The 15213-nt window shown below is 31.8% G+C and carries 13 protein-coding genes; 10 read left to right on the top strand and 3 right to left on the bottom strand.

Annotation, left to right across the window (positions count from 1 at the left end):
- Positions 1-99: 99 nt before the first annotated feature.
- Positions 100-1026, top strand: a complete 927-nt coding sequence (locus tag BUB70_RS02245; RefSeq protein ID WP_073118058.1) for a methylenetetrahydrofolate reductase — start codon at positions 100-102, stop codon at positions 1024-1026.
- 90 nt (positions 1027-1116) lie between these two features.
- Here BUB70_RS02245 and BUB70_RS02240 read toward each other — a convergent pair whose 3' ends face one another.
- Positions 1117-2112, bottom strand: a complete 996-nt coding sequence (locus BUB70_RS02240; RefSeq protein WP_073118057.1) for an aspartate-semialdehyde dehydrogenase — start codon at positions 2110-2112, stop codon at positions 1117-1119.
- Positions 2113-2398: 286 nt separating this feature from the next.
- On the opposite strand from BUB70_RS02240, the gene BUB70_RS02235 reads away from it, so the two are divergent.
- The 6 genes from BUB70_RS02235 (at position 2399) to BUB70_RS02210 (ending at position 8170) form a co-directional block, all read left to right on the top strand.
- Positions 2399-3259 carry an AraC family transcriptional regulator gene (locus BUB70_RS02235; RefSeq protein WP_073118056.1) on the top strand — a complete coding sequence of 287 codons (861 nt, stop codon included), beginning with the start codon at positions 2399-2401 and terminating at the stop codon, positions 3257-3259.
- 184 nt (positions 3260-3443) lie between these two features.
- A complete protein-coding gene (locus BUB70_RS02230; protein WP_073118055.1) occupies positions 3444-4103 on the top strand; it encodes a succinate dehydrogenase cytochrome b subunit in 660 nt (219 codons plus the stop codon).
- Positions 4104-4115: 12 nt separating this feature from the next.
- Positions 4116-6131: a fumarate reductase/succinate dehydrogenase flavoprotein subunit gene (locus BUB70_RS02225; protein WP_073118054.1), complete on the top strand. Its 2016-nt coding sequence runs from the start codon at positions 4116-4118 to the stop codon at positions 6129-6131.
- A gap of 8 nt (positions 6132-6139) precedes the next feature.
- A complete protein-coding gene (locus tag BUB70_RS02220; RefSeq protein WP_073118053.1) occupies positions 6140-6880 on the top strand; it encodes a succinate dehydrogenase/fumarate reductase iron-sulfur subunit in 741 nt (246 codons plus the stop codon).
- Positions 6881-6958: 78 nt separating this feature from the next.
- Positions 6959-7663 carry a 2-phosphosulfolactate phosphatase gene (locus tag BUB70_RS02215; protein ID WP_073118052.1) on the top strand — a complete coding sequence of 235 codons (705 nt, stop codon included), beginning with the start codon at positions 6959-6961 and terminating at the stop codon, positions 7661-7663.
- On the top strand, positions 7664-8170 hold the full coding sequence (locus tag BUB70_RS02210) for a GNAT family N-acetyltransferase (RefSeq protein ID WP_073118051.1): 507 nt from the start codon (positions 7664-7666) through the stop codon (positions 8168-8170). It abuts the gene before it with no gap.
- 2 nt (positions 8171-8172) lie between these two features.
- Here BUB70_RS02210 and BUB70_RS02205 read toward each other — a convergent pair whose 3' ends face one another.
- A complete protein-coding gene (locus BUB70_RS02205; RefSeq protein ID WP_073118050.1) occupies positions 8173-8940 on the bottom strand; it encodes a TatD family hydrolase in 768 nt (255 codons plus the stop codon).
- A 183-nt stretch (positions 8941-9123) separates the two neighbouring features.
- Between BUB70_RS02205 and BUB70_RS02200 the strand changes: the two genes are divergently transcribed.
- The 3 genes from BUB70_RS02200 (at position 9124) to BUB70_RS02190 (ending at position 13907) form a co-directional block, all read left to right on the top strand.
- Entirely contained in the window at positions 9124-9930 is an 807-nt protein-coding gene (locus BUB70_RS02200) for a sterol desaturase family protein (RefSeq protein ID WP_073118049.1), read from the top strand.
- Between the two features lie 90 nt (positions 9931-10020).
- A complete protein-coding gene (locus tag BUB70_RS02195; protein WP_073118048.1) occupies positions 10021-11934 on the top strand; it encodes a DUF3857 domain-containing protein in 1914 nt (637 codons plus the stop codon).
- A complete protein-coding gene (locus BUB70_RS02190) occupies positions 11931-13907 on the top strand; it encodes a DUF3857 domain-containing protein (RefSeq protein WP_073118047.1) in 1977 nt (658 codons plus the stop codon). The genes BUB70_RS02195 and BUB70_RS02190 overlap by 4 nt, the downstream gene beginning before the upstream one ends.
- Before the next feature lie 12 nt (positions 13908-13919).
- On the opposite strand, the gene BUB70_RS02185 is transcribed toward BUB70_RS02190, so the two are convergent.
- Positions 13920-15212: a voltage-gated chloride channel family protein gene (locus tag BUB70_RS02185; protein WP_073118046.1), complete on the bottom strand. Its 1293-nt coding sequence runs from the start codon at positions 15210-15212 to the stop codon at positions 13920-13922.
- Position 15213: the final 1 nt, after the last annotated feature.

Genomic DNA, 15213 nt, shown 5'->3' with positions numbered 1-15213 from the left:
TAGTTATAAATAATATCTCGACTCCGCTCGATGACCATAAAAATATAGTTGTTCAATTCAGTATAGTTAAGAACAAAATTCTGATAATAAGGAAAGACAATGAATTCACAAGAATTAAAGAAAAAAATAGAGAATAAAGAAGGAGGGTATTTATTTTACGGTTTAACACCTCCTAAAACTTCTACTGATAAAGATAAGATTGAAGGAATTGCTAAACGACAAATGGATCGATTAGAGGGATTAGATATTGATGGATTAATTTTGTATGACATACAAGATGAATCTTCTAGAAATAACAATCCAAGACCATTTCCTTTTATGTACACTTGGGCTCCAGATGAATATGCTAATACGTATTTAAAGGATTTAAAAGTTCCTAAAATCATCTACAAAAGTGTTGGGAAATTTACAGAAGAATCTTTAAAACAATGGTTGATTGATAATGAAGATAAAATTGACTTAACGGTATTTGTTGGAAACCCATCTAAAGATCAACCAGCTAATTTGTCTTTACAAGATGCATATAGAATTAAAAAAGAATCGGCATCTACCATAAAATTAGGAGGAGTAACCATTCCTGAAAGACACTTTGTAAAAGGAGATGAACACATTCGTTTGACTAATAAAATAGCGAATGGATGTACTTTTTTTGTGTCTCAATGTGTGTATAATTTAGACAATGCTAAAGATATGTTGTCTGATTATTACTTCTACACGCAAGAAAAAGGAATCAAACCGATGCCTGTTATTTTTACTTTAACTCCCATAGGATCTTTAAAAACATTAGAGTTTACTAAATGGTTGGGGATTGATATTCAGAAATGGTTAGAAAATGAGTTAAAAGTATCTCCAGATATTTTAAATGCATCGATTGGAATTTGTAAGTACATTGCCAATGATTTGATAAAGTTTGCCCAAGAAAAAAATATGCCTATTGGTTTTAATATAGAATCTGTAGCCATTAGAAAAGCAGAAATTGATGCTTCTATAGAATTGGTAAAAACCATTAAAGAAATGATGGCTTAAATACAAAATCATATAAAAAACAAAAAACCTCATCAGTCGATGAGGTTTTTTTATGTAAAAATATTTGGTGGTTTTAACCAAAATTCATGATTATCCTAATAATCCTTGAGCTACTAAATACTCGGCAATTTGTACTGTGTTAGTTGCAGCACCTTTACGTAAGTTGTCAGCAACAATCCACATGTTTAAAGTGTTTGGTAAAGATTCATCTCTACGGATACGTCCAACAAAAACTTCATCTTTATCATTTGCAAACATTGGCATTGGGTATACGTTATTGTCTAAATCATCTTGTACAATTACTCCAGGAGTTGCAGATAAAATAGTGCGAACTTCAGCCAAGTCAAAATCATTAGCAAACTCAACATTTACAGCTTCTGAATGTCCACCTGCTGTAGGAATACGAACTGCAGTTGCTGTAACAGCAAAAGAATCATCACCTAAAATTTTCTTAGGTTCTTTTACCAATTTCATTTCTTCTTTAGTGTATCCATTTTCTAGAAAAACATCACAATGAGGAATTGCATTACGGTTAATTGGGTAGTTGTACGCCATTTCTCCGTTAGTGATTCCGTTTTGTTCGTTTTCTAACTGTTGAACCGCTTTTACTCCTGTACCAGAAACAGATTGGTAAGTAGAGATGATTAAACGTTTCATTTTATATTTTTTGTGTAAAGGAGCTAAAGCCATTACTAACTGAATGGTAGAACAGTTTGGGTTGGCAATAATTTTATCTTCAGCAGTTAATACATCACCATTAATTTCAGGAACTACTAATTTTTTAGTAGGATCCATTCTCCATGCAGACGAGTTATCAACTACAGTGGTTCCAACTTCAGCAAATTTAGGAGCCCATTCTAAAGAAGTGTCTCCACCTGCAGAAAATAAAGCTACATCAGGAGCCATTTTTACAGCATCTTCTAAAGTAACTACTGTGTAATTTTTTCCTTTATATTCTAATTGTTTACCAGCAGAGCGTGCCGATGCAACAGGGATTAATTCTGTTACTGGAAAGTTTCTTTCTGCTAATACTTTTAACATTACCGTACCTACCATTCCGGTAGCTCCTACTACTGCTACTTTCATATGATTAATTTTAAGTTTCTAGTTTTTTTATTTTTAAGACTGCAAATATGATAAAAATGTATGTTGTAAAATAGTGCGATGGTTAAAATATACACGATTTGTTAAATTTTTATCTAATTTAAGTCTTTCACGTGATAATTAAACGATATTATATTGTTAACTGTTTGTTTTGTAGAGTTTTGTGTAAGTAGTTTTGATCTGATGTTTTTATTATTTATTAATACTATTTTTGCATTTTATTTGCTTGTTAAAACTAATTTGTTAAATTTATTAAAAAAATACTCCCTTGAAACCAAAGTACCTCGACAGAACCCCATCACATAGTTGTTTTAATGTTCAAATAAAAAAAGAAAACCATTTTTTAAAAGTATGGCATTTCCATAAGGAATTAGAGTTGGATTTAATTAGTTCTAGTTCAGGAACTTTATTTGCAGGAGATTATATCGGAAAATTTTCAGAAGGAAATTTGGTTCTTTTGGGAAAAAACCTACCACATATGTGGGTAAACAGCGAAGAGTATTTTATTGAAGAAAATGATTTGTTTGCTGAGGCTTGTGTGGTCCATTTTACTGAAGAGTTTTTAGGAGAAGAGTTTTTAAAACAACCAGAAATGGCAGAAATTAAAACACTTTTTATAAATGCCAGAAGAGGAATTGTTTTCAAAGGAGATACTTCAGTCATTAATAAAAGAATTCAGTCATTAAAAAAGTTTTCAGGATTTAGTAGAGTTATAGAACTATTAAAAATATTAAATCTTTTGGCTAAATGGGAGGCTATTGATTTGTTATCTAGTCAAAATTTTGTGCAAAGTTTTTCGGATAATAAACTTAAAAAATTAGAGGTTGTTTACGAATATATCTACAATCATTTTAATACAGATATTTCTTTGGAAAAAGTGGCTGAAGTGGCCTGCATGAATCCATCTGCTTTCAGTAGATATTTTAAAAAAGCACATGGAAAAAATTTTATTAAATATGTAAATGAACTACGAATTAATTACGCTTGTAAATTAATTTTAGATAATAAGTATGCCATTATTGATGTTTGTTTTGAATGCGGATTTAACAATTTGTCTAACTTTAATAGGCAGTTTAAGTTAATTACGGGTTCTGCTCCTTCAAATTATTTAAAAGAGCAAAAAAGATAGATTTAATACTTAAAATATTCTTTTTTCTTGTTAAATATTTAAATCAAAAGCACAGATTTGATAATTCTTTAAATTTTAGATTGTAATCTATCTAAATAAAGAATGAAATAAGGGAATAGCACCTAATAATAAATCAAATCGTTTAAATTTGTCTTCGGTTATTAACAAATTAATTTTAAAACTAATGAGTGGAGTTTTATCTTCTTCGATAGGAAGGAAAGTAGCAATGGCTGCTTCTGCTTTCTTTTTAATGTTTTTCTTGTTGCAACACTTTGCAATCAATTTAACATCAATTTTTAGTGCAGATGTATTTAATGAGTTGTCTCATTTTATGGGAACAAACCCAGCAGTTCAATTTGCGCTACAACCAATTTTAATTTTTGGAGTTGTTTTTCACTTCGTAATGGGGTTTGTTCTAGAGGCTAGAAACAAAGCTGCTCGTAGTGTTAAATATGTGAAAAACAATGGTGCGGCCAATTCTACTTGGGTAAGTAGAAACATGATTTATTCTGGTTTGGCAATTTTGGCTTTTATTGTATTGCACTTTATTGATTTTTGGTTTCCTGAAATCAATCACAAATACATAGCGATGTTACCAGAAGATCCAAATAGATATTATGGTGAGTTGGTACACAAGTTTCACAGTCCAATAAGAACTGGAGCTTACGTAGCAGCATTTGCATTTTTAGCATTACACTTATTACACGGATTTAAATCTGCATTCCAATCTAGCGGAATGAGTGCTAAGCGTGCCGCTAAATTAGAAACGATTTCAAAAATTTATGCAATTGGTATTCCTGTAGGATTTATCATCATTGCTTTGTTTCACCATTTCAATCAATAAAATATAAAGACTATGGCAGTTTTAGATTCTAAAGTACCTAAAGGTCCTATCGCAGAGAAATGGACTAGTTATAAAAATCATATCGACTTAGTAAACCCAGCAAACAAACGTAATATTGATGTTATAGTAGTGGGAACAGGTTTGGCAGGAGGTTCTGCCGCTGCAACTTTGGCTGAGTTAGGATATAATGTAAAAGCATTTGCTTATCAAGATTCACCTCGTAGAGCCCACTCAATTGCAGCTCAAGGGGGAATTAATGCAGCAAAAAATTATCAAGGAGATGGAGATTCTACTTACAGATTGTTTTACGATACTGTAAAAGGAGGAGATTACCGTGCTCGTGAGGCAAACGTATATCGTTTGGCAGAAGTATCGGCAAATATTATTGACCAATGTGTGGCTCAAGGAGTGCCTTTTGCTCGTGATTATGGAGGATTGTTAGACAACCGTTCTTTTGGGGGAGTATTAGTATCTCGTACTTTTTACGCAAAAGGACAAACAGGTCAACAATTATTATTAGGAGCTTATTCTGCAATGAACCGTCAAATTGGACGTGGAAAAATTAAAATGTACAACCGTCATGAAATGATGGATGTTGTTTTGGTTGATGGAAAAGCAAGAGGAATTATTACTCGTAACTTGGTTACAGGAGAAATAGAAAGACATTCGGCACACGCTGTAGTAATTGCATCAGGAGGTTACGGAAATGTATTCTTCTTATCTACAAATGCAATGGGATCTAACGTTTCTGCATCATGGAAAATCCACAAAAAAGGAGCTTTCTTTGCAAACCCATGTTACACACAAATTCACCCAACATGTATTCCAGTTTCTGGAGATCATCAGTCTAAGTTAACATTGATGTCTGAATCTTTACGTAACGATGGACGTATTTGGGTTCCTGCAAAATTAGAAGATGCTAAAGCAATTAGAGAAGGAAAGAAAAAACCTACTGATTTGTCTGAAGCTGAAAGAGATTATTATTTAGAAAGAAGATATCCTGCATTTGGAAACTTAGTACCACGTGATGTTGCATCGAGAGCTGCAAAAGAACGTTGTGATGCTGGTTTTGGAGTAAATGCAACAGGAGAAGCTGTTTATTTAGATTTTGCTGATGCTATTAAGCGTTACGGAAGAGAACAAGCTTTAATTCATGGAGATCATAACCCTACTGCTGAAAAAATAGACAAATTAGGAAAAGAGGTTGTAAAAGCTAAGTATGGTAACTTATTCCAAATGTATGATAAAATTGTAGATGAGAATCCTTACGAAACTCCTATGATGATTTATCCTGCAGTACATTATACCATGGGTGGAACATGGGTTGATTATAATTTAATGACCACAATTCCTGGATGTTACTGTATTGGAGAGGCAAACTTCTCTGATCATGGTGCGAACCGTTTAGGAGCATCTGCATTAATGCAAGGATTGGCTGATGGATATTTTGTATTGCCTTATACTATTGGGGATTATTTATCTAAAGATATTAGAACAGGTAAGATTCCAACAGATTTACCAGAATTTGAAGAAGCTGAAAAATCAGTTAAAGATCAAATTAACTTCTTTGTTAATAACAACGGAACAAAATCTGTTGACCATTTCCACAAACGTTTAGGTAAAATTATGTGGGATAAAGTAGGTATGGCTCGTAATGCAAAAGGTTTAACAGAAGCGATGGCTGAAATTAAAGCTTTACGTGAAGAGTTCTGGAAAGAAGTAAAAGTTCCAGGTGCTGCAGATACTTACAATGAAGAATTAGCAAAAGCTGGACGTGTAGCAGATTTCTTAGAATTAGGAGAGTTGTTTGCAAAAGATGCTTTGGTTAGAGAGGAATCATGTGGAGGTCACTTCCGTGAAGAATCTGCCGAAACTGAAGGACCACAAGAAGGAGAAGCTAAACGTGATGATGTAAACTTTGCATTTGTTTCAGCTTGGGAATATAAAGGAGAGCCTGCCGATGCAGTGTTACATAAAGAACAATTAGAGTTTAACGATATCGAGTTGAAAACGAGATCATACAAATAAGAAAGAATATGAAACTTACTTTAAAAATTTGGCGTCAAAAAGATGCTAACGATAAGGGTCAAATGGTTGATTATAATATTAATGATGTTTCACCAGATATGTCTTTCTTAGAAATGTTAGATGTATTAAACGAACAAATCATTAATGAAGGTGGTGAGCCTGTAGCTTTTGATCACGATTGTAGAGAAGGAATTTGTGGAATGTGTTCATTGTTTATTAATGGAGAAGCACATGGACCAGATAGAGGAATTACTACTTGTCAGTTACACATGAGAAAGTTTAAAGATGGAGACACTATTTATATAGAGCCTTTCCGTGCAAAAGCATTTCCAGTAATTAAAGATTTAGTGGTAGACCGTTCTGCTTTTGATAGAATTCAACACCAAGGAGGATTTATTTCTGTAAATACTTCAGGAAATACTCAAGATGCAAACTCATTACCAATTTCTAAGCATGCTGCTGATGAAGCGATGGATGCTGCAACTTGTATTGGTTGTGGTGCTTGTGTGGCTACTTGTAAAAACTCATCTGCAATGTTATTTGTAGGAGCTAAAGTATCTCAATATGCATTGTTGCCTCAAGGTCAAGTAGAGGCTGCTGACCGTGTACGTAACATGGTTGCGCAAATGGATGCTGAAGGTTTTGGTAACTGTACAAACACTGGAGCTTGTGAGGTTGAATGTCCTAAAGGAATTTCTTTAGACAACATTGCTCGCATGAACCGTGAATTCTTTAAAGCAAATATTTAAGATTTAAAACCCTAAAATATATAATCCCCTTTGAAAAATATCAAAGGGGATTTTTATTTTTGATAGATAAAAATTTATATGAAAAATATAGAAGTAGTAGTTGCTCCAGAACTTACATCATGTTATCAAGCAAAAGGAAAGTTGGTAGTGATTATTGATGTTTTTAGGGCGACAACAACCATTGTTACTGCCATGGCTAATGGTGTAAAGGAAGTGAAAACTTGTTTAGAAGTTGATGAGGCTATTGCTTTAAAAAAACAAGGTTATTTGGTGGGGGGTGAAAGAGATGGTGTTAAAGTTGATGGAATGGACGTAGACAATTCTCCTTTGTCATTTTTAGATGGAAAATATGCCGATAAAAAGTTTGCTATTTCTACTACGAATGGAACCAAAGCAGTTGAAACGTCATTAGACGCCAATGAAATAATTATAGGAACTTTTGCTAATCTTACAGCTGTGTGTGAATATATTGCTCAATCTGATTTAGATGTTTTAATGGTTTGCGCAGGTTGGAAAGGCAAAATGAGTACCGAAGATTTGATGTTTGCAGGAGCGGTAATAGCAACTTTGCCAGAAGAATATTGCTCCACAGATAGTGCAGATATTGCAAAGAGTTATTTTTTAAAATATGCATTGAATTATAAAGATAAATTAGACACTTGTGAACATGCTTTTCGTTTAAAAAAATTAAATAAACAGGAGAATATAGATTTTTGTGTTGAGAAAGATTTGTATACTATTATTCCTAAATATAATGCCATCTCTAAAACTTTTGTATTGTAAATGAAGAATCAATTTAGAAAAGCGACGTTATCTGATGTGAATGCTATATGGAGTATTTTACAACAAGCTATAGAAAGAAGAAAACAAGAGGGGAGTAATCAATGGCAAGATGGATATCCAAATCCTGAAGTGATTAAAAAGGATGTTGAAAAAGAGGTTGCTTTTGTGTTAATTGAACAAGGAGAAATTGCTGGTTATGTGGCTATTTTAATAAATGATGAACCTGAATATGAAAATATAGAAGGAACTTGGAAAACCAACAAAGATTATGTGGTTTTTCATAGAGTTGCTATTTCTGAAAATCATTTAGGGAAAGGCTTGGCTAAAAAAATGATGCGATTTATAGAAGAGTATGCTTTAGAGAATGATATCTACAGCATAAAAGCAGATACCAATTTTGATAATACTGCTATGCTTAGTATTTTTAAAAAATTAGGATATACTTATTGTGGCAAAGTCTATTTTAGAAATAGTCCACGAGAAGCTTATGAAAAAGTGTTAAAGTAAAATTAAACACCAAAAATATCCAAACTATTTTGTGTGGTAATGGCTGCAATTTCATCTAAACTTTTGTTATAGATAGTAGCTAACTTCTCAGCAACATTAACTACATATACAGATTCATTTCTTTTTCCTCTAAAAGGAGTGGGAGCTAAATAAGGAGCATCGGTTTCTAATACAATATGCTCCAATGGAATTTCTGCTAAAAATTGATCTATTTTTCCATTTTTAAAGGTAGCAACTCCACCAATTCCCAATTTTAAATTGTATCCAATTGCTTTTTTAGCATCTTCTAGTGTTCCAGTGAAACAATGAAAGATTCCAAATAGCTTATCAGATTTTTCTTCTTCTAAAACCTCAAAAACTTCTTTAAAAGCATTTCTACAATGAATATTGATTGGAAGTTCTAATTCTTTTGCCCATTGTATTTGGGTTTTAAAGGCTTCTTTTTGCTGGTTTACATAAGTATCATCCCAATACAAATCAATTCCAATTTCTCCTACAGCCACAAACTTTCCGGTTTCTAACCACTCACGAGCAATGGCCAATTCTTCTTTGTAATTATCTTTAATATGGGTGGGGTGAACGCCCATCATTAAATGAACATTTTCTGGGAAAGCTTCTGCAACATCAAACATGCTTTGTGTGTAATTTGAGTCAACAGAAGGAATAAACAAACGTTTTACACCAGCTTTAATGGCACGTTGAATCATTTCATTTCTGTCTTCATCAAATTGTTCGCTGTTTAAGTGTGTATGGGTATCTGTAAAAATCATAATTAATGTATTATAAAACAAATATAGGTAAGGTTTTTGTGATAACGTATTTAGGTATTAAACAATGTATGTTTATAAGGTTTTTTACCTCTTTTATAGCTTTTTTGTAATTTAATACTTAAAAGTATTGCTCTTCTGTTTTGACTGTTTTACAAACAGATGATCCTGCATAATAATTAATCTATGAATAAAATATTTTCAAATCAGTTTTTAATTTATGCTTCTGTATTAATTGGTTTTTGGATTTTAGAACTGGTTCTAGGTCAACAAAAAGTAAAAGAAAAGTTATTACATAGTTTATTAAATATTAAGTTTTTACTGTTTGTTTTGCCTATACAAATAGTGTTCTCTCTAGGAGTATTTATGACAGCCCAGTGGACCGAAGTTTCAGGGTGGGGTCTTTTACATCTTTTTCCGTTTAAATTAAGTTTTATTCCGAGCTTTGTTTTAGCGTTTATTGTACTAGATTTTTTTGAATACCTGTACCATAGAATGATGCACAAAGTTCCATTTTTTTGGAGATTTCATCAGGTACATCATAGCGATAGAGATTTAGATATTACAACCACAGTTAGGGAACATCCTGGAGAAAGTATTTTAAGGTTGGTTTATACTATTTTAATGATTTTAGTTGTTGGTGTATCTCCTGCTATTTTAATTGTAAGGCAATTTATTCAGAGTGCAATTAATTTAATTTCACACATTACTTTAAAGCTTCCAAATAAATTGAATAATATAGTGTCATTAGTATTTATTACGCCTAATACACATCAAGTACATCATCACTATGAACTGCCTTATACAGATAGTAATTACGGAGATGTGCTAAGTATTTGGGATCATATTTTTTCTACTTTTATGAAAAAAGAACCTTCTGAAATTGTATACGGAGTAGATGTTAATATGGATAAAGAAAAATGTAATAATTTTAAAAACTTATTAAAAAGCCCGTTTGATAAAGATCTAGAGTTAATAAAGAAAGACGAATAATTAATCAAGAATATTCTTTAAAAGATAATAAAATTCAATTGTATTTTTAATTAGCCTAAAAATTTTTATTTTGTAGCAAAAAACTAAGCTATGAAATTGATGTGCAAACTTGCGACACTATTATTGTGTTCGCCAATACTTTTGTTTGGTCAAAAAAAAGATTATTCTATTGCTTCAATTCCTAAAGATTTAAAAGAGAATGCCGATGCTATTATACGTCTTTCTAAGTACGACATTCTTATAAAAGACGAAAAAAGTATGGTGGTGTTATACACAAAGGTGGTTACCGTTCTTAATGCTGATGGGAATAAACATGTAGATTATTATAAAACTTATAATGATGATTCTAAGATAGTTGATATTTCTGCTGTGGAATACAACGCCTTTGGAATAGAGACACGAGAGTATTCTAAAAAACAATTTCAAGATAGAAGTGCTGTATCAGGATTTTATTCTGATGATAGAGTTAAGTTTTTAGATTTTACTCCGAGAAGATATCCATATACATTAGAGTTTCAATACGAGTTTAAAACCAAGACAACAGCATTTATACCTGATTGGTTTCCTATTGAAGGGTATAATGTAAGTGTAGAAAGAAGCGAATTTATATTAAATAATCCTGAGAATTTTAAACTTCATAAAAAAGAAAGAAACATCATAGATAGTCAGGTTCAAGATTTATCAGAAGATGGAGTTATTCACTATTTATTAGAAAATGTGAAAGCTATCAAAAGGGAGAGTTATGCCTTGAGTTTAGAGGAAATTTTACCAAGTGTAAAATTAGGTTTGTCAACGTTTTCTTTAAAAGGGTTTACAGCATCTGATATTCATAATTGGAATCAATTTGGAAAATGGTTAAGAGAAAATTTATACAACTCTCAAATTGAGTTAGATGAGGCTACAAAAACTGAAGTTCAAGATTTAGTTTTAAACGAACCAGATACGCTTAAAAAAGCAAGACTTATTTATGAATATATGCAAAAGAAAACAAGATATGTTTATGTGGGTATTGGTGTAGGAGGGTGGCAGCCTACACCAGCTAGTGATGTGGATAGATTAGGTTATGGAGATTGTAAAGGACTATCAAACTATACAAAAGCGTTGTTGAATGTTGTGGGAATAGAATCTAATTGGGTATTGGTTTATGCCAAAAATAAAAGAGATTTTGATGAGGAGTTCACCAGTATTCAAGGAAATCATATGATTTTAAATCTCCCTAAATTAAATCATGGCAAAGATGTTTGGTTAGAATGTACTAGTCAAACCATTCCTTTTGGTTTTTTGGGTGATTTTACAGATGATAGAGATGTACTTGTGTTAGAAAAAGAAGGTGGCGTAATTAAACATACTCCTAAATATGCAGATGAAAAGAACTCTCAGGTGTCTAATATTGTTGTTAACTTAGATAGTTTAGGAAACATAAATGCCGATTTAAAAATTGTTTCTAAGGGAATTCAGTATAGTGATAAATACCATTTTGATACTGAAACAGAAAGAGATTTAAATAAGTATTATAAATCATCAAGGTGGAGTTATGACAACAATCTATCTCTTAAAAATTATGAATTTTTAAATAATAAAGACAGTCTTCAGTTTACTGAAAAACTAAAGGTTAATATTCAAAAATTTGCCCCCTTTATGGGGAAAGAGATGATGTTAAGGATGAATATTTTTAACATGTACAGAAGGACTACGAAAAAATATGAAAACAGAAAACAGCCTTTTCAAATTAATACAGGTTTTGTTGATATTGACACCACATTGGTAAACCTTCCCAAAAACTTTATAGCAGATGGAATTCCTTCTAGAAAGACTATTAAAAATAAGTTTGGAAACTATATAGTATCTATTGTAAAGGTTGATGAACATACTTTAAAATACACAAGATCTTTTTATTTAAAAGAAGGAAGGTACCCCAAAGAAGAGTATACTGCTTATTGTGATTTTATAGAAGCTATTAGAAAACACGATAATTTAAAAATTGTACTAAAACGAGAAAAATGAAAAAACTAGTATTACTAATAATTATGGTTTTAGGCCTTAACAATATGAAGGCTCAAGACCGCAAATTTGGAAAAATTACCAAAGAAGAGTTAAAAGAAGAAGTATGTTCTATAGACTCTATTGCCGAAGCTGCTTATTTGTATAAAACCAAAGAAGTAAGTTTTGAGTATGATAAAGAAAAAGGATTTCAAAAAATTGTAAAAGTTCACGACATTATAAAAATATATAATGAAGAGGGTTTTGATTATGGAAATCAATCCATTCGGTTTTATGCAAAAAGCAATAGGACTGAAGATAAATTGAGTAGAATTAAAGCTACTACTTATAATTTAGTGAATGGTAAAATTGAAGAGACTGATGTAGAAAAAAAAGAAATGTATACAGATGAAAACAATGAATACTACAATTATAAAAAAATTGCTTTTCCAAATGTAAAAAAAGGAAGTATTGTTGAGTTGTCATATGAATTAAGATCTGTTTTTTGGGATATTGATGATTTTAAAATTCAGGAGGAAATACCTATTAAGTTTATTTACCATAGTACAAGAATTCCAGAATATTTTGGTTTCAAGAAAAGTTCTAAAGGATACATGTCATTATCTCCTACGGTTGAAAATAAATACAATAGAATTTTATTTGGAAAAGGAGCAGAAATATCTAGTGTAGATTATAATGAAGAGGAAACAATTTTTAAAGGTGAAAATATATTGGCTCTTAAAGATGATGAACCTTTTACAGCAAGTTACAAAGACTATGTAGGGACTATAGGTTATGAACTTTCTTATGTAGATTTCCCTAACTCTGTAATAGAGCATTACTCAACCTCTTGGGAATCAGTTTGTGAAAAATTATACGATTATAGTAGTTTTGGATCTCAGTTAAAAAAGCATTCATATTTCTCAGAAGATTTAGAAAAAGTAATAGCTGGTAAAGAAACAGAACAGGAGATTGTAGCTGCTGTTTTCAATTTCGTAAAATCAAAAGTTACCTGGGATAAATACACCGGTATTTTTACACATGAAGGAGTTGTAGATGCTTATAAAAAGGGAACAGGAAGTGTTGCGGATATTAATTTAATGTTGGTGGCTATGTTAAGAGAGGCAGGAATAAATGCAAATCCTGTTTTGTCTAGCACCAAGGGACATGGAACACCATTGTATCCTACATTAGATGGTTTAAATTATGTAATGGCAGCGGTTGAAAGTAAGCAAGGATTTAGGATTTTATTAGATGCAAGTGATCCCTATCATGCTATTAATTTTGTGCCTTCAAGAGCTATGAACTGGGAAGGTAGACTTTTGTATAAAAGAGGCCAAACTTTTAGTGTTCCTTTAACCAAGGCAAAAAAATCTCAAGAAAACTTTATTCTTAATGCTGTTTTTGATGAAGATTTTAATCTAAAATGTAGTTTACAAAGTAAAATTACAGATAGAGAAGCTTTTAGTTTTAGAAAAAAATACAATCAATTAAGTGATGATAAATTTAAGGAGAAATTAAAAAGTGATTATCATATGAATGTGGTGTCGTATGAAATTAAGAATAAATATAATTTGTCTAAACCTATTATGTTTAAAGCCGAAGTAGAGGGGAGTGAATTTTGTGAAACCATTAATGGGAAAAAATATATCAATCCTATGTTGTTCTTCAAAGAAACAGAAAATCCATTTACGTTAGAAACTAGAAAATATCCTGTTGATTTGGTTGCTCCTTACTCTGAAACAAGGTCTATTAATATAACCATTCCTAAAGGTTATAAAGTGGTTTCTTTACCTAAAGGATTACATGCAAAAATGACTGATAACAAAGGAAGTTATAAGTATTTAATTCAGCAAATGGGCGATAAAATTATTTTAATGTCTGTAAAAGAATTTAATACAGGAATGATTTTGCCTAATCAATATCCTGAATTAAAAGAACTTTACTCTCAAATGATAGCTAAAAACAAAGAGCAAATCGTATTAGAAAAAATATAATAAGTGGAGGTGTTATTTTCTGTCAATTTGATTGATTTTAACACCTTCTTCTTTTGAATATTTATCAGTTTTGGCAACCCCAACTATTTGAGAGGTGTATATTCCTGTATGTCCAGAAAAAATATAAGCAGTTACACAGGCAATAGCTATATAAACACCACCTTCCATTCCAAACAATTCAATTCCCATTAACGTACAAGCTATAGGTGTATTGGTGGCTCCAGAAAAAACAGCAACAAATCCCATTCCTGCTAACAAACCAATAGGCAAAGGAACAAACATAGAAAGAGCGCTACCCAAAGTGGCTCCAATAAAAAATAAAGGAGTTACTTCTCCACCTTTAAAACCAAAGGCGATACAAAAAGTAGTTAAGATAATTTTAATAGCAAAATCGTAACTATTCATCGTGGTGTTAAAAGCTTCTAGAATAGTAGGAATTCCCAAACCAATATATTTTGTACCAATAAAATAAACCAAAATAGCGATGGCTATTCCTCCCAAAACAGGTCGTAGCGGAGGGTATTTAATGTGCTTTGAAAATTGACCAAAGAACTTAACGCCTTTGGAAAAAAAAGTACTCACAATTCCGAATAAAATACCTGCAAAAATGCTCCAAAAAAAGTTTAGGGTATTTAGTTTAGGGACTACATCAATATGATAATGGGTATGAGGAACGTGTAAATAATGTGAAACTTCTCTAGAAACATAATTAGAAACCACAGCGACTAATAAACAAGGTAGAATAGCATTGTATTTTATTTTACCAATCAATAAAACCTCTAAGGCAAATACAGCTCCTGCTAAGGGAGTCCCAAACAATCCAGCAAAACCACTACTAATTCCCATTAGAATTATAATTCTTCTGTTATGTTTATTCATCTTAAACCAACCTGAAAACTGATCGGCAATAGCCCCACCAATTTGTACAGCGGTACCTTCTCGACCTACAGAGGCTCCCAATAAGTGAGAAACTACGGTTCCTAAAAAAATAAGCGGAGCCATTTTAAAAGGGATGATGTCCTTAGGGCTATTAAGTTCTTCTAAAAGTTGATTATTTCCTTTGGCTACAGATTGACCATAATAATGATATAAAAGTCCTACAAACAATCCTCCAATGGGCAATAGCCAAATAATTGTTTTATGTGCTTCACGGTAATGAGTAGACCAGTTTAAAGAGACTAATAAAGCTGCTGATGCAATACCAACCAACGTACCAATCACTAAAGAAAATCCTAACCATTTGATAAACTCTTTGGTAATAGATGGATAATCAGAAATAGTGTATTGTTTACGAAATCGGTTCATG

The organism is Wenyingzhuangia marina (assembly GCF_900130035.1).
Lineage (GTDB): Bacteria > Bacteroidota > Bacteroidia > Flavobacteriales > Flavobacteriaceae > Wenyingzhuangia > Wenyingzhuangia marina.
This window is presented reverse-complemented; position numbering and strand designations above follow the sequence as displayed.